Origin of the sequence: Bacillus sp. ILBB4 (assembly GCF_035064545.1) — a bacterium.
GTDB lineage: Bacteria > Bacillota > Bacilli > Bacillales > Bacillaceae_H > Priestia.
Genome location: NZ_JAIQVD010000001.1, coordinates 240,751 through 255,969 on the forward strand (window position 1 = coordinate 240,751; position 15,219 = coordinate 255,969).

15 protein-coding genes and 1 other annotated feature are annotated in these 15,219 nt (G+C 38.8%); of the genes, 3 read left to right on the top strand and 12 right to left on the bottom strand.

What is annotated here, in order from left to right; all coding sequences use genetic code 11:
* Positions 1-58 precede the first annotated feature (58 nt).
* Positions 59-640, top strand: a complete 582-nt coding sequence (locus tag LAV82_RS01405) for a YitT family protein (RefSeq protein ID WP_499715507.1) — start codon at positions 59-61, stop codon at positions 638-640.
* Between the two features lie 37 nt (positions 641-677).
* On the opposite strand, the gene LAV82_RS01410 is transcribed toward LAV82_RS01405, so the two are convergent.
* The 7 genes from LAV82_RS01410 to LAV82_RS01440 form a co-directional block, all read right to left on the bottom strand.
* Positions 678-1,646: an LCP family protein gene (locus LAV82_RS01410; RefSeq protein ID WP_499715508.1), complete on the bottom strand. Its 969-nt coding sequence runs from the start codon at positions 1,644-1,646 to the stop codon at positions 678-680.
* A gap of 87 nt (positions 1,647-1,733) precedes the next feature.
* A complete protein-coding gene (gene ltaS / locus LAV82_RS01415; protein WP_013058632.1) occupies positions 1,734-3,656 on the bottom strand; it encodes a lipoteichoic acid synthase in 1,923 nt (640 codons plus the stop codon).
* Between the two features lie 407 nt (positions 3,657-4,063).
* Positions 4,064-4,417, bottom strand: coding sequence for a cupin domain-containing protein (locus LAV82_RS01420; RefSeq protein ID WP_211077475.1), 354 nt, complete (start codon positions 4,415-4,417; stop codon positions 4,064-4,066).
* Between the two features lie 52 nt (positions 4,418-4,469).
* The gene (locus LAV82_RS01425; protein ID WP_499715509.1) at positions 4,470-5,369 is read right to left on the bottom strand and encodes a DMT family transporter; all 900 of its coding nucleotides are present in this window, start codon (positions 5,367-5,369) and stop codon (positions 4,470-4,472) included.
* A gap of 151 nt (positions 5,370-5,520) precedes the next feature.
* A complete protein-coding gene (locus tag LAV82_RS01430) occupies positions 5,521-6,648 on the bottom strand; it encodes an NADH-dependent flavin oxidoreductase (RefSeq protein ID WP_211077473.1) in 1,128 nt (375 codons plus the stop codon).
* A gap of 195 nt (positions 6,649-6,843) precedes the next feature.
* The gene (locus LAV82_RS01435) at positions 6,844-7,029 is read right to left on the bottom strand and encodes a Fur-regulated basic protein FbpA (protein WP_013058636.1); all 186 of its coding nucleotides are present in this window, start codon (positions 7,027-7,029) and stop codon (positions 6,844-6,846) included.
* A 109-nt stretch (positions 7,030-7,138) separates the two neighbouring features.
* Positions 7,139-8,023 (bottom strand): DUF4405 domain-containing protein, encoded by an 885-nt coding sequence (locus LAV82_RS01440; RefSeq protein ID WP_499715510.1) that lies wholly within the window; start codon positions 8,021-8,023, stop codon positions 7,139-7,141.
* A gap of 237 nt (positions 8,024-8,260) precedes the next feature.
* Positions 8,261-8,492: a binding site (T-box leader), on the top strand.
* A gap of 67 nt (positions 8,493-8,559) precedes the next feature.
* Here LAV82_RS01440 and LAV82_RS01445 point away from each other — a divergent pair.
* Complete coding sequence (locus tag LAV82_RS01445; protein WP_499715511.1) at positions 8,560-9,930, top strand: amino acid permease; 1,371 nt, start codon at positions 8,560-8,562, stop codon at positions 9,928-9,930.
* Between the two features lie 42 nt (positions 9,931-9,972).
* Here the strand turns inward: LAV82_RS01445 and LAV82_RS01450 are convergent, their stop codons facing one another.
* From LAV82_RS01450 to LAV82_RS01465, 4 genes are all read right to left on the bottom strand, one after another.
* Positions 9,973-11,199, bottom strand: coding sequence for a DUF819 family protein (locus LAV82_RS01450; RefSeq protein WP_499715513.1), 1,227 nt, complete (start codon positions 11,197-11,199; stop codon positions 9,973-9,975).
* Positions 11,200-11,568: 369 nt separating this feature from the next.
* The gene (locus tag LAV82_RS01455) at positions 11,569-12,135 is read right to left on the bottom strand and encodes a TetR/AcrR family transcriptional regulator (RefSeq protein WP_013058640.1); all 567 of its coding nucleotides are present in this window, start codon (positions 12,133-12,135) and stop codon (positions 11,569-11,571) included.
* A 121-nt stretch (positions 12,136-12,256) separates the two neighbouring features.
* Positions 12,257-12,895 (bottom strand): hypothetical protein, encoded by a 639-nt coding sequence (locus tag LAV82_RS01460; protein ID WP_499715515.1) that lies wholly within the window; start codon positions 12,893-12,895, stop codon positions 12,257-12,259.
* The gene (locus LAV82_RS01465) at positions 12,892-13,791 is read right to left on the bottom strand and encodes a LysR family transcriptional regulator (protein WP_013058642.1); all 900 of its coding nucleotides are present in this window, start codon (positions 13,789-13,791) and stop codon (positions 12,892-12,894) included. The genes LAV82_RS01460 and LAV82_RS01465 overlap by 4 nt, the downstream gene beginning before the upstream one ends.
* A 155-nt stretch (positions 13,792-13,946) precedes the next feature.
* Here LAV82_RS01465 and LAV82_RS01470 point away from each other — a divergent pair, with 155 nt between their 5' ends.
* Positions 13,947-14,696 (top strand): sulfite exporter TauE/SafE family protein, encoded by a 750-nt coding sequence (locus LAV82_RS01470; RefSeq protein WP_013058643.1) that lies wholly within the window; start codon positions 13,947-13,949, stop codon positions 14,694-14,696.
* A gap of 21 nt (positions 14,697-14,717) precedes the next feature.
* Here the strand turns inward: LAV82_RS01470 and LAV82_RS01475 are convergent, their stop codons facing one another.
* Entirely contained in the window at positions 14,718-15,212 is a 495-nt protein-coding gene (locus LAV82_RS01475; protein WP_013058644.1) for a GNAT family N-acetyltransferase, read from the bottom strand.
* Positions 15,213-15,219: the final 7 nt, after the last annotated feature.

The following is a 15,219-nucleotide window of genomic DNA, read 5'->3' on the forward strand; positions in this document are numbered from 1 at the left end:
GAAACTCTGCTTGTCTTCATATACATATAAAGAGATTCATAGACAAGGATGAGACAGCATGTATAAAAAATGGATTGCAATTGGAATTGGCAGTGTGTTTGTTAGTATCGGAATTAACGTTTTTATTCTTCCGCTTCAGCTTGTAACAGGAGGCATTACGGGAATTAGCTTAATCATTAATTATTTACTTGGCTATAAAGTAGGTGGGATGATTTTTTGCTTAAACTTGCCGATTTACCTTCTCGCCTTGGGTTTTAACCGCTCTTATTTTTTAAATGCTATCTATGGCATGGTTCTCTCAGCCGTTATGATTGATTTGCTGTTTCCGCTTCACGGGATTTTTCACCTTCCCATTATCTTAAGCGCTTGCCTTGGAGGTGTTTTTAACGGAATCGGAACCGGCATCATGCTCCGGCAGCACGCAAGTCAAGGCGGGGTCGACTTATTTTCTCTGATACTTGCGAAATGGTTATCTTTAAACCCCGGCATCATCATTTTAGTGATTGACGCATCTATTATTATTTCAGGTATTTTACTGCTTCAAAACGATACAGCTATTTATTCATTATTCATTGTTGTATGCTCTGGTATAGTGACCAGTTTAATTACGTCATTCAAACGCATCATCGTCTATGTATAAGGAAAAAGCCTCGAGACATGCGTCTCGAGGCTTTTCTTTATTTGTCATTTAAGAATTCTTGCAGCGCTTCTTTATTTTTATCTAAATCAATATCAAGCACCATCCCAACACCGCTATACGTTTTGTTTTCAAATGATCCGTCTAACGGCAGTCGCAGGCTTTGAACATCTTTCATGTTTCCTGTTACCACATCTTTAGCCAGGAGCATCATGCTTTTTGTATCTAAATTTGTATCGATGTAAGGATCCATTACGCCGAGAAGCTTCGGTATTTTAAACACGCTGTTTAGGCTTGCTGCTTCATCTTTAAGCTTTAAAACGACTTCTTGCTGGCGCTGAACGCGTCCAAAATCACTCATGTTATCATGGCGAAAACGTACGTAGCCAAGCAGTTGTTCACCGTGTAAAACTTGGGTACCTTTGTGAAGCGTCATACCAATTCCCGAAGACATATCGTGAGGCACGGTTACTTTAATGCCATCAGGTGCAATCGTATCTACAATTTTTGAAAACCCTTCGAAGTCCACAACTGCATAATAGTTAATATCGATATCAAAATTTTGTTTGATCGTTTGACGCAGCAGCTCAGGACCTCCGAACGCGTAAGCAGCATTCAGCTTTTGCTTGCCGTGTCCTGGAATATCCACGTACATATCCCTCATAAGGGAAACAATTTTCGGATGTTTGCTTTTAGAATCGTAGTGAGCAATTAAAATAGAGTCTGTACGAGAATGCTTTTCCCCGCGCGAGTCACTTCCTAACAGCAGCATATTTACTTCTCCGTTATTTGGGAGACTGCCTTGAAACTGTTCAAATGTCGTGCCGTCATCCGCAAATTTACCATCGCTTGCCATCGATAGCCCTTGCTTATATTGGAAATAGCTGTATATGCCTCCAACGATAATAAAAAGAAACAACAAAGCAAAGAACACTCTGCCCCATCGAACTCTTCTTCTTCTTTTGCGTCTTGTTCGCTCCACGTTTCTGTCACCAGCTTTCTTTTTCAATGAAGTTCTCATAAAACAAGCAAGTAGCTAAGCTTTTAAAAAGCTCCTCTACTTGCTTGTTTGGATTGTATGGTGTGAAAGCTTACATTACTTTTCTGTTTCTTGGTCTTTTCCATACATGTATTTTGATGGATCGACCGCTTTAAAGTCATCTAATTTATTAAATCGTAATAAATCACCGTATAACACTTTATCAGAAAGTTCTAGCTCTCTTCCAACTTTCTTTTTATAAGCTTTCGCTTCGTCTGTTGCTGTGATTCTTTCTCCTGTGTTTGTATCGTAATACTTGCCGTCAATTGACGTGTATTTCGGAGAAACATAATCACCGTTTCTAAATGCTACTACCTGATCGTGGTCTTTTGATAATAAATCTGTACCGAATTGAACATACTCTTTACTATCAATTCCCACTAAGTGAAGAAGCGTAGGCACTACGTCAATTTCACCGCCGTACGTGTGGTTCACTCCACCTTTTACACCTGGTACGTGAAGGAAGAACGGTACGCGTTGAAGCTGAGCGTTTTTATATGGCGTAATTTTCTCGCCAAGAACTTTTTCCATTGCTTTGTTATGATTTTCAGAAATACCGTAGTGGTCGCCGTAAATCATAATAACTGAGTTGTCATATAAGCCTGAAGCTTTTAGCTCTGTAAAGAATTCTTGCAATGATTCATCCAAATAACGAGCCGTTTGGAAATAACGGTCTACCGTTCCATCTCCTGTGTTTGCCGGCTCAATGCTAGCATCGCCTTTATCAAGGACAAATGGGAAATGGTTTGTTAATGTAATCATATGCGCATAGAACGGCTGCTTCAATGACTGTAGCATTGGCATAGATTCTTTGAAGAATGGCTTATCTTTTAATCCATAGTTTACTTTGTTATCACCAGTCATATTGTAATAACTTGCGTCAAAGAATTTATCCACACCGAACTGCTTATAAATTTCATTACGGTTCCAGAACGTTTTATAGTCTCCGTGTAAAACGGCACTTGTATAGCCGCCCTCTTGATCTAAGATCGCTGGTGCTGCTTGGTACGTGTTGCGGCCTTTTAAGCTAAATGCTGATCCTTGAGGCAAGCCGTATAATGACGTATCCATCATAAGCTCTGCATCAGCTGTTTTACCTTGTCCTGTTTGATGGAAGAAGTTATCAAAATACATAAATTCATTTCCATTTGCTAATGAATTTAAAAACGGCGTTACTTCTTGCCCGTTTAACTTATAGTTAATCAGGAATGACTGAAATGATTCTAGATGAATTTTAATAATATTTTTCCCTTTTGCTTTACCGGCATACTCAATATTTGGAGCTGCATAGTGACTTGTACTGAAGTTTTTCACTGTTGTTAAGTCATCACTGCTTGCAAATGCTCGCTGCTTTGAGTTTTTAAACGTTTGAACTGCATCATACACCGTGTAGTTGTATGCTCCTAAATATTTCACTAGGTAGTTGCGATCAAATGTTCTTGTTAATAATTCAGGGCGATCTTTTTCAGCATAGTGCAAGTTAATTGCAAAAGCGATAGCTCCTGCCGCTAGTACCATGAACGTATAGCGGAATTTAAGACGTGCTTTTGGCCATTCGATTTTTCTAACAAACAATAGCGCAATCAGTAAAATGATATCTACAAAGTAAAAAATATCGTGAGCTTTTACTAAATCAGCGATACTGCCTCCCATATGACCCACATTGCTTGTTTGCGTTAAAGTAGGCAATGTCACAAAGTCATTGAAGAATCGATAATATAAAATATTGCTGTACAAAATGACCGTCATGATTGTACTAAGAATAAGCGTCCAAACGATGGATCTTTTTCCTTTTGCAAACAATGCTAACCCTAAGAAGATCAGGGTTGAACTAATTGGATTAATAAACAATAACGTTTTTTGCATTGAGTCACTTATATCTAAGTTGAACTCCACTTTGTAAGACATGTAAGACTTGATCCACATGAATAAAACCGCTATAAAAAAGTAAAACAACGGCTTTGAAAATAGTTTTTTCATTTTCAAATTCCTTTCACTAAAAAGTAGAGATTTCATGTTCAGCTAATCTCAGGAAAGTCCCCTACATCAAATCGTAACGGTTACGTCCTGCAAAAGATTACCTGAAAATGATTCAATTTGTCAAACAATATCATCTTCATCTCTTTTTTTAGTCATCTACAAAATTTACAAATTAACTTGTAATCTCTTATTTTTTATCGTGATGTTAATATTACACAATTGTTAATTTGTAAATTTTGTTCTCCCTATATTGCATACATATTAATTTACCACATTTCTGCTCTGCAATAAAAGTATTTTTATATTTATTACGCATAATATTTCACTTACTTAATGAAAAGGTACTATTGTACTGGACGGTATTCTTCGCTTACTGTTAGGACTAGTAAAAATAGACTTATCTATGCTTAGTCTTTCTCTTTATAAACAGCTACGCGGTCTCCTTGTGCAAAAGGCTGTGAAATAACAAGAAACTCAATCTCCTCGCTCGAACGATTCATCATTTGATGAAGAATGAATGGAAGTACTTCTACTCCTTCATGTGCTTTTACATCATAAATGATTCCGTCTACTTCTAGAGCAGCTGTTCCTTTTAATACAAAGAAAAATTGCTGTGCTCTCGTGTGATAATGCCTTACCTCTTTCGTATGAGGGGGCATGCGCTCATGAATAATACTTACGTCTTTATTTTTCACTAGGTGCCACCCATCGCATTTTCCTCCCCACACATAGTGTTCTGCGTTTTGCTTACTGACTTTCATGACTAGCTCCCCTTTTTCTAATAAATGAGCACCTGCAGATTAAATAGAAATTCTATGTGATCTTTTTAATCTTGCTATTGGAAATACTTTTTTGAGATGAAGGTTTTGGCTTCAAAGTAAAAAGCATTCCTAAAAAGATCAAAACAATGCCTGCAAGCTGAAAAAACGTCGGGCGAAATCCCGTGAATGCTGTATCTAATAAAATAGCAACGGCTGGATCTAAAAATACCAGAACTGAAATTACCTGAGTTTTTAAGTAGCGCAGGCTGTCGAAAAACAAATAATACACTAAACCAGTATGTACAAAGCCTGTTACTAAAATCGCTGTCCAATTGGCCGTTGTGAGGAGATGAAAATCATTAAAGTGAACAAACGGCAATAATAAAAAAATTCCTAAAAAAGTCTGAAGAAATGTAACAGCGTAAGCACTCGTATGAATAATTCCTTTGCCAAGCAGCGTCGTGCATGCATAAAACAAAGCGGCTAAAAGCGCCCACAGTATTCCTGACGACATGAAGCCATCAATCGTAAGTTCCTTCACCCCAATAATCAGAATTGTTCCCACAAAACAAATAAAAATAGACATAACGCCAAGAACCGTTAATTTCTCCTTAAAGATAAAGCTTCCCAGAAGCAATACTAAGACGGGCGCAAGATGATAAACAGAAATAGCTACCGTAACGGACATCATTTCAAATGCTTTAAATAGAAATACCCAGTTAAACACAAGAAATATTCCGCACAGTAAAATCTGCTTTATTTCTTTGGCATTCCATTTTTCTCTTTTATATTCACCCGTTACAAACCAGCACATTCCGAGAAAAAGCGTTGCACAAATACAGCGAACAAATACTAAATCAAAAGAAGGCAGTCCAGTTTGTGTGGAGAAAAAGCCAATTGAACCAAAAATACTCATTGAAACCATCATTTTTACCATTGGGCCTGCTTTCATTTTTCCACCTCATTTTCAGAAAACTATTATTATTCAAACATAAAGAAGCCCATTTGTAAATTAATGGTTCAAAAGCGCTATTCCACGAAGAAGCAAAAAGCGCAAAGACACGGGGGCAGCCCCATCGTCTTTGCGCTTTTCTGTCTTTCTTTTAATCTTCAACCGGGAACCAGCCTGGCGTGTTGATAACGGCTTGCCACAGTGGATCAGGAATGACAAGCTTTTCCTGATCTTTTTTGCTTAATGTTGTCACAATTTCATTTTCGCGGCCTTCTTTGACTTTTTGAACCCAGTCTGGATCCATAATTAATTCACGGCCAATCGCAAGCAGTGGAATACCCGTTTCAAGAGCTGCTGCTGCTTCGTCTGCTGTATGAATAGAACCTACGCCCATCACAGGCACGCGGCTTCCTACGCGCTCTTGAATAATCTCAATACGTGAACGAGTATCTTCCACGCCTCGGCGAGGTTTTGACCAGAATTCCATTAGCGATACGTGAAGGTAATCAAGGTCTTTTTCTGCTAGTGCATCAACTAACTTCAACGTATCAGCCATTGTGATTCCAGGCGTTTCAGGCTCTTCTGGAGAGAAGCGATAGCCTACTAAAAATGGCTCTTTTGCATGTTTAGAAACGGCTTGCTTTACTTCGTCTACGATTGCCAGTGGGAATGTTAAACGTTTTTCTACGCTGCCACCCCATTTATCTTCGCGGCGATTAGAATGCGGAGAAAAGAACTGCTGAATTAAATAGTTATTTGCTCCGTGGATTTCAACTCCGTCAAATCCTGCTTCAATAGCACGGCGCGTCATCTCACCAAAATCATGAATAATGTCTTCGATTTCTTCATTTGTTAACTCTCGCGGCACCGGTGCTCCTTCTTGTTCTGCAGCAACAGCACTTGCGCTAACAACCTCTCCATTTGGAACAAGCTCAGGCGGACACATGCGGCCTCCGTGGAAAATTTGAAGAACTGCTTTTGCTCCTTGATCTTTAATTGCTGTTGCTAAACGGCGCAGGCTAGGAATCATTTCATCGCTGTCTGCAGCAAACTCTCCGTGAAATCCTTTGCCGTTCGGCGTTCCGTATGTACATGCTGTAATGACCATGCTAACACCGTTTGAACGTCGTACATAATAGTCTACTTCTGCATTTGATACTGTTCCATCTTCATTTGATGAAAAATTTGTCATAGGTGCAAGAATAACGCGGTTATCTAATTTGATGCCATTTGAAAAAGTAAATGGCTGTAAAAGCGGCTCATACTTTTTATTTGTCATTTTATTTCCCTCCAAAAATGATACGGTCAAAAATATTGGCATATTATAGGTAGAAACTGTTTTCTTTCCTACTAATATGTGTCATTTAAAACTGTAACTTTAAAATATACTGTTATTTTAAGCTGTACAGTTTTGCCTGTCAAAGAATAAGACTTTCTCATATAAAAAAGCACTCATACACTGAGTGCCTTTTTATCATTGCGAAAGAGGTTCTTGATTATACATAAATGCTTTTACTTTTACATATTGAGCTTCTAACTCTTGAAGTGTCAGTTCGTATAGATGCCGATTTCCTTTTTTGTAAATACCAAAATTCAATAGCGCATTAATAAACCAATTTTTCTTATGTTCCGTTTCAGGCTGTGTGTGTTGTTTCACCATTTCCACCACCTAAGTTTATCTCATATTAATTTTGCAAAGCATTCGCTTTTACATAAATAATTTTACTTCCGTACGATGAAAAAACAGTGAAATAGAAAGCTTTTTTATTTTAAATTCCCGCAGCCGGACCCGCCATTTTTTTGCGTCTTTTTACTCCTGCTAATATTTTTCCAATATAATAAATAACAATAATAAAAACCGACATAATAGCAAAATAAGTACCGATTACAACAAAAGGATTCGGACTTTCAAAACCGCCTTCTTTTCCTTTCATCCCTCTTTCCAAACCTCCGCCATCGTGATCAAAGTTCGGACGTTCGTGACCAGCAGATGCCATCGCAGAAGATTTGTTCTCGCTAAATGAATGGCGATCAAAATCCGGCTTCCCACCGCCTTTTTGCGGCATATCTGAGGAACTTAAATTCAGCACTCTCGTTACTCCTCCAAGCTTTCCAAGAAAACCCGTCTCATTTATTTCGTATATGCCAACGACTAACAGTGCAACGGTTGCGAGCTTAGCTGCTATGTTCAAGCTTTTCTTTGACTTTTGGAATTTCGCCATATTTTTACATACATTTATAACCCATTGCCAATGAAGACCTATGTGAGCGGCTACTAAAATTAACACTAAAAATGATCCTGAAATATGCGAAACCTTAAACCACTGTTCATTACCAATATTAATATTCGGAAATACTACTCTTGAAATAAAAATACCGCTGATCATAATAAATGACATCGTAATCAACAGCATGATATTTAAAAAATAACCGAACTTTGTTCTGCGCGGAAGCTTGCGGTCAAATAATTTAACCGTAACTCTCTTTACCCACTGCCAGTTTAGCAGCACGTGGGTAAAAAACGCGAGGGCAATCGCTAGCCCCGCAATTTCATGAAACGTTAACCCTCCCAATACTTGTTTGTTAAAAAATAAAACAAACGTAACGGCCATTAAAAGATCCAGTCCAAACCGGACATACATCATCTTTTTCACTCTATTCATTCTCCTCACCTATGTATTTGTCAAAACAACCTCTTTTTCATATTTCTTAATGTAAGCAGAGTTGGTGAAAATTAGGTGAAACGACTGATTTTTTTACCAAAATAACCAGTCCTGAGTTCTAAAAAAACCAAAGTTCCATCATTTTATTTTTAAAGAAATAGCTGTTGACAAAGAAAAAAGAAGCACGTATAGTAATGGTTATTCATCAAGAACTTTCAGATTTTAATCAAAAACACAGCGATTGGGAGTAGTAGAAGCTTATTATTCGGTCAAGAGAGCTACGGGTTGGTGCAACGTAGTCCAATAATACTTTGAACTCGCCCAGGAGTGGTAATTCAGAAAGAATGCAGAAGTATTCTCTAAGTTTTAACGTCTAACCTTCGTTATCAGGTTTTAAGCAGGGTTCTTTAAGAGCCAACAAGAGTGGTACCGCGGTCAGCTAAAGCTTATCGTCTCTTCTCTCATTTGATAATGAGGTAGGAGACGATAAGCTTTTTTTATTTTATAAAAAAGTGGAGGGAAAAGTCATGAAGAAGGACAACCAAGGTTTGCAGCGAACAATGACTTCACGTCACATTATGATGATGGCGCTAGGTGGAGCAATTGGCGCTGGTTTATTTAAAGGAAGCAGCTCAGCTATTGATATGGCAGGACCATCAGTTATCATTGCTTATTTAATTGGCGGAATTATTTTACTATTCATTATGCAAGGTCTTGCTGAAATGGCGGTTCGAAACAGTGACGCACGAACGTTTCGTGATTTAGTTCAGTCGATTTTAGGAAGCTATCCCGCTTATTTTTTAGACTGGATTTACTGGAAAATGTGGGTGTTAAACATTGCAGCTGAAGCCGTTGTAGCAGCTATTTTTATTCAGTACTGGCTTCCTGATTATCCAATTTGGATGCTTGCTTTAGGCGTATCCGTTATTGTCACAGTTATTAACTTGCTTTCGGTTAAAGCATTTGCTGAAACGGAATACTGGTTAGCCTTAATTAAAATTACGGTCATTGTGATCTTTATCATCGCTGGACTTCTGTTACTATTTGTATCATTTGGTCACCATACCGCAGCGGGTTTTTCGAAATTAAGTGATCACGGCGGTTTCTTCCCTAAAGGACCAACTGGGTTAATTACAGCGATGCTAGTTGTCATCTACTCTTACGGTGGAACTGAAATCATCGGGGTGACGCTAGCTGAAACAAAAAACCCTGAAAAAGTAGTACCAAAAGCCGTGCGCAGCACATTAACGCGCATCATTGCTTTTTATCTGTTCCCGTTTTTTATCATCGTGAGCTTGATCCCTTGGAATGAAGTGAACGGCGTTTCTCAAAGTCCTTTTGTGATGGTATTTAACATGATTGGAATTCCCGGAGCAGATCATATTATGAATGCCGTGATCTTGTTAGCCGTTATTTCTTCAATGAACTCAGGACTTTACGGTTCATCACGTATTTTATATACGCAAGCAGTAGACGGTCGAGTGCCGAAGATATTTTCGAAACTTTCTGTTAACAAAGTTCCTGTCTATGCGATCTTAATGTGTACATCATCCCTTTATGTGGGCGTGTTGATTTCCTTATTTGCAGGAAGTAAAACATTTGATTATTTGATGGGATCCTTAGGATATACCGTGTTGTTTATTTGGTTGATTATTGCGATCGCACACTTAAAGTCCCGCAAAGTTCAGCCAGAAGCATCGAGCAGCTACTCTGTTAAATGGTTTCCTTATACGACGTGGGCTGCCCTAATTGCACTAAGCGCTATTTTAATTGGTGTTATCTGCACAACCTCCGTTGTTATTACGACTATTACACTGGCTATCTATTTATTTATTACAGCTACGTATATCTTTAAAGGCCGCTTTTATCGATCATCAGCAGTCAAGCACGCTAAATAAAAAAACGCCTCCTTTGAGTCATCAGAGGCGGCGTTTTTTTATTTAAAATGTTAAGTACCAATAGCCAAGTGCAAAGCCGATATAGTTACCAATAATATACCCAAGCGTTCCTACTACCAGGATAGGACCAACCAAACTTCCCCATCCTTTAGCAATCGCCATTGCACTTGCTGTCGTAGGTCCCCCTACCGTTGCATTGCTCGCCAGTAAAATATGTTCTAAATCAATTTTAAATACTTTTCCTAAAAGCAGCCCCACAATTAAATTACTCATTCCCACAATGAGCACAAATAGAATCAAAAGCGGTGCTTTTCCAACAATTAATGGAATGGACGCCGGCACTCCAATGACAACAAAGAAAATATAAATGAAGTACGTGCCGATTTCTTGGCTTCCGCTAATGTTTTTAAAATAAGAAGGAAACAGATAAATGACAAGAAACGTAAGTGTGGAAAGCAATAAATATTTTTCGCTCAAAATAGTATGTAATAACGTTTGAACTACCGAAACATTTGGACCAGTTGGAATGATTGTTCCAAACCATTCGGCTAATTTAAACGATGCAACCACTAGAAAAAATGATGTACCAATTGAAGCCGCCACGTCTTTTAACGAAATTTCTTTTTTCGCCCAATATTTTTCTGCAAGCGTATGACGATCATTTTCTCCATATTGCCTAGCCTCTACTTCTTGAATATGAGGCGTCTTAAAATGTTTCCTAAAAAACTTCATAGAAGGAACAAACATATACACGGCAAACAGCAAAGCCATGACCATATTATCAGCAACCACCGTCGCCGAAACCATTTGACTTGATGGTTCAAATTTGGCCGTAACGGTAGCAAAGTTAACCCCTCCACCTACATAAGAAGCGCCGATAGCAGCTGCAATTTTTGCTAGTTCAGGAATATAATCTTTTAATAACAAGAAGCCTACCGTGCTCCCTATGACCGTTCCTACTGCACAGATTAAGAAAATAAAAAGCAGTTTCCGGCTTTCTTGAAATAATTCTTTCATATTGACTTGAAATAACAATAATGGAATGGCAAGCGGTACTAGATACGCCCAAACCGCATCATAAACCGGCGACTCTGTTGGAATGATTTTTAAATTTGATAGGATAAGCGCTCCTGCTAGCGCAATAATAGCTCCTGACAGAAAAGAGGCCCACTTATACTTTTGTTCGAGAAAAATACTAACAGAAGCCCAAATTGCTAAAATTCCCCATAGTGCCCACGTATCATCAGCTTGAATAATAGTAAAAATCACAAGCTACTCCTTTCTTTCCCTTTGTAAGAAATAGAATTTTCAGAAAATATACCTTTAAATTTTATCAATATATGCCAAATTCCGTCAATCTATAAAAAAGAATCGAGGACATAATAGTTTAGTTAAAGTGAAACACGAACTATCTATCAAAAAGGATGAATAGTTCGTGTTTTTTTATGATTATAGTGAACGTAGGTTTCATGTAGGTAGCTACTTCTAGCTGTTGATTATAGGACAAGGCGAAGACTCCTGCGGGGAAAGCGAAGCCTTGCACGGAAATCAACAGCGATGTCACAAGCAGTTCAGCTCATGTATCCCGATTGTTAGTCTTTAGATTAGATTCATTTTGTGATGTCCCAGCCTCACTTTTTATTTACGAACAAGTACTGGAATCTGCTGCTGAATCTGTTGCAAAGGAGCGCTTGTTTTCTCTGTTAACGAACGCAAGATTCCTCCTTCGATCATACAGTTAATCACAATTGCAAGCTCTCCTGCCTGCTTCTCTTGAAATCCGCTCTCTATCATTTTTTCTCTAAAAAGTTTTTCCCAATCTTGAAACGCTGCGTAGCAGACTTCGCGCAGCGGTTCATTAATAAGAGCCGTTTCTCCAGCCAGCAGTCCAACAGGCATACCAGCAATACTTTCTTCGTGTTCAAATTGCTTGGACAATTCTTCAATAAAATACTGAATAGCCTGCGCTGCATCAGAAGATTTATTTAGACTTTCTTTAATTTGAACTTGTACGTATTTATTCGTATATTGAACAGCGTGAATCGCCAGTTCTTCTTTCCCTTTTGGAAAATAATAATAAAGAGACCCTTTTGGCGACCCACTCTCTTTAATAATTTGATTTAATCCTGTTGCATGATAGCCTTGCAGCTGAAAAAGCCGCGATGCTGTTTCTAAAATCTTATCGCGTGCATTTGCTTTCTTCACAAAACGATGCCTCCCCTATATAATAAGTGGTTTCTATAACACTACTTATCATATAAGGAAATGAAATTTTTGTCAAAATAAAGTGAATATTTTACCATTTATTTTTTCTTCCTTTCATTTCTTATGACCTAATAATTGTTTTTCTTACTTCTTCCGCTAACGGTTGAAGAGGCGTAATAATACGGTCGCTTACCTCCTCCGCTGCTTCTACCATTGAGAGCTGTGCCACTGAAACAACAGTGTTATGCTCTTTTATTAGCTCATGTAAGACATGTTTTACCTTCTGTTTATACTTCTTTAGGTTTCCAGTCATTACTAGTTCAAAAGCACCTTCTATCACAACAGGGCGAACCTTTATCTTTACATTTTGATAAAATGCAAATTCGTCTAGGCGCTTCATTGTTCCTTCTACGGTCTCCGGATTTGTAAACACGATAAGCTGCGGTTCTTCTATTTCACATATTCGGCGAAAATAAGGCTCATCGATTTTAATAATTGGAACATCGCTTGTAAATGCTTCTGGTAAAAGAGCAATGTAATTCGTACACGTAAGTAAAATGGCATCCGCTGAAAATTCTTCCATCCACTTTAACTGCTTTTCTACTTTTGCAGCTGCTGACTCCGCTGCAAACTTAGGGTCGGTTGTTACCCGATGTACAAGTCCAGGGTCTACGAAATGCATACAGTTCGCAAACGGCAGCGCTTTTTCTATATAAGAGATGTTCGAATGATGAGCGTGCAGGCAAGCAATTTTCTTCATCTTTTTCCTCCTGTATGATGGTCTTTGAAATACTGAATTAAAAATTCCTGGAACTTTTTCGCAACAGGAGTTAAATATTTATCCTTGTTCCACGCAATCCCAATTACCCTTGAAGCTGTGTCTTCTTTGAGCTTTATTTTTTTAATGCCTCGCAAGTCCACTCCCTTTATTTCAGGAAGCAAGGCAATCCCTAAATGAGCCGCTACAAAACCAATCACCGTCAAAAATTCTTCTCCTTCAAACGTAATATTTGGGACAATCTCGGCTTCGTCAAACAGCTGATCAAAAATTGTTCGGCTTCCGTATCCTTTTTTTAACGCGATAAACGATTCATGAGCCAACTCTGAAATCGAAAGCACTTGTTTTGAGGCAAAAGAATGCGTATCAGGGACATACGCGTACAGCTCGTCTTTCCATAAATATTCCCACTGAATTCCTGCCCTAGATTCCGTTACGGAAGACATACAAAAATCAATTTCCCCCGTTTGAAGCTGATCGAGCATGATGTTCGTGGCGTTCTCAAAAATTTGAAATTGAACGTTCGGATACTCTTGTAAAAAAGCATGAACTAGTTTTGGGACCGACGAAGCGCCTAATGATTTTAAAAAAGCAAACGAAATACTGCCGCGGTGAGGGTGGATTAAATCTGAAAGCTCACGTTTAGCTTCTTCCATTTCGTTTAATACTTTAGCCGTTCGTTCATAAAAAAGCCGGCCGTATCGATTTAAAATGACTTGTCTTCCTTTTCGTTCAAATAGCGGCACGCCAAGCTCTGATTCTAATTTAGAAATTGAGCGGCTGAGCGTAGGCTGCGCGATTGATAATTTTTCTGCGGCCTTTGTGAAATGTTCCGTTTGAGCTACAACATTAAAATATTCGAGCTGCTGCCATTCCATTTTTTCACATCCTTTACTCATTACATAATACTATCAATTTCATATAAATTATACATTGGACGTCATAAAAAATTCATGTTTAAATGAAGAACGTAGCACTTGCTAAAAATGTTATGTGTCTGCATAGAATAAGTGTTGAAAGAAGGAATTAGTTTATGGATGTTTCAATTGTTTTAACAATGTTAGCCGTCGGACTGATCTTAGGATTTGTCGGAGCAGGCGGATCAGGTTTTATTATTTCAATTTTAACGCTGCTGTACGGCGTATCTGTTCACGTTGCACTTGCAACGGCTCTTACCGCAATGATTTTCTCTTCTTTATCTGGCGCAGTCAGTCATTACCGCGAAGGTAACGTATCTTTAAAATCCGGTATCTCTGTTGGTATCCTCGGTGCATTAGGCGCTTGGATTGGGTCTAACCTTTCATCCTTTATCCCAGAAGGCGAGCTAAAATGGCTAACAGCCGGTATGCTTTTATTATCTGGCGTTTTACTTTGGCTGCGAATGTTTTTATTTTCCCGTCAGCAAAAAGAACGTACGATTCCAACAGGAGCTAAATTTGTCGTCTACTCTTTACTGATCGGCTTAATCACAGGCGCTCTGTCAGGAATGTTTGGAATTGGATCAACTCCATTTATCCAGCTTGGCCTTATGATGGTGTTAGGCTTGTCTATTCGTCAGTCGGCCGGAACGACAATGCTCGTTATTATTCCGATTGCCATCGGCGGAGGAATGGGCTATTATCAGCAGGGCTTTTTAGATATTCCGCTGTTGATCCAAGTAGTAGTCGGCACAATGGTCGGTTCATATATTGGAGCAAAGTTTACAAATCGCGTACCTGCTCCCGTATTAAAAACGTCCCTTGTAGCGCTGCCTATTTTCTCTAGCTTCCTCCTTGTTATATAAGAAAAAAGCTTGAACTCTTGTTCAAGCTTTTTTTATGTCCATCTGATAAACAAACTGCTTTCCTTGGCTTCCAAAAATATGCCGGCCTGTATCGACAAAGCCGCTTCTTTTGTACAGATGCTGCGCGGCTGTGTTTTTATAGTTCACGCCTAGCACCACTTCATTTTTAGTCGGAAAGTGATGGTTGATAAAAGAAGGAAGAAGTTTCAATGACTTTTTGCCAACTCCCTTTCCTTGATAATCAGGATGAATGGAATACGACCGTATTAAAAGCGCGCCGGAGCTCTCGGTATATTCTTTAACGGCTTCCCCTGCGTCGAGCACGAAAAAGCCGGCTACTTTGTTTTCTGCCAAAATCAAAACGGGCGTTCTGTCCTTTTCCTGCTCACAATTAGCTAAGGCTTCAGCGGGAAGTGCCGTATAAATAAGCTGCTCTTCAGGCAGCGTATAGCTATGTATAGACGAGTCGTACGCTTCACTATAACACGCTAGCGTTACGTTTTTTGTATTCTTCATTTTCTGC

What these genes read in the sequence shown, in the direction of transcription:
- LAV82_RS01460 (WP_499715515.1), bottom strand. Translation starts at nt 12,895, where the DNA reads ATGAAGAAAATTGCTTGCCTGCACGCTCATCATTCGAACATCTCTTAT.
- LAV82_RS01435 (WP_013058636.1), bottom strand. Translation starts at nt 7,029, where the DNA reads ATGGTGAAACAACACACACAGCCTGAAACGGAACATAAGAAAAATTGG.
- LAV82_RS01470 (WP_013058643.1), top strand. Translation starts at nt 13,947, where the DNA reads ATGGATGTTTCAATTGTTTTAACAATGTTAGCCGTCGGACTGATCTTA.
- LAV82_RS01465 (WP_013058642.1), bottom strand. Translation starts at nt 13,791, where the DNA reads ATGGAATGGCAGCAGCTCGAATATTTTAATGTTGTAGCTCAAACGGAA.
- LAV82_RS01420 (WP_211077475.1), bottom strand. Translation starts at nt 4,417, where the DNA reads ATGAAAGTCAGTAAGCAAAACGCAGAACACTATGTGTGGGGAGGAAAA.
- LAV82_RS01445 (WP_499715511.1), top strand. Translation starts at nt 8,560, where the DNA reads ATGAAGAAGGACAACCAAGGTTTGCAGCGAACAATGACTTCACGTCAC.
- LAV82_RS01430 (WP_211077473.1), bottom strand. Translation starts at nt 6,648, where the DNA reads ATGACAAATAAAAAGTATGAGCCGCTTTTACAGCCATTTACTTTTTCA.
- LAV82_RS01475 (WP_013058644.1), bottom strand. Translation starts at nt 15,212, where the DNA reads ATGAAGAATACAAAAAACGTAACGCTAGCGTGTTATAGTGAAGCGTAC.
- ltaS (WP_013058632.1), bottom strand. Translation starts at nt 3,656, where the DNA reads ATGAAAAAACTATTTTCAAAGCCGTTGTTTTACTTTTTTATAGCGGTT.
- LAV82_RS01425 (WP_499715509.1), bottom strand. Translation starts at nt 5,369, where the DNA reads ATGAAAGCAGGCCCAATGGTAAAAATGATGGTTTCAATGAGTATTTTT.
- LAV82_RS01405 (WP_499715507.1), top strand. Translation starts at nt 59, where the DNA reads ATGTATAAAAAATGGATTGCAATTGGAATTGGCAGTGTGTTTGTTAGT.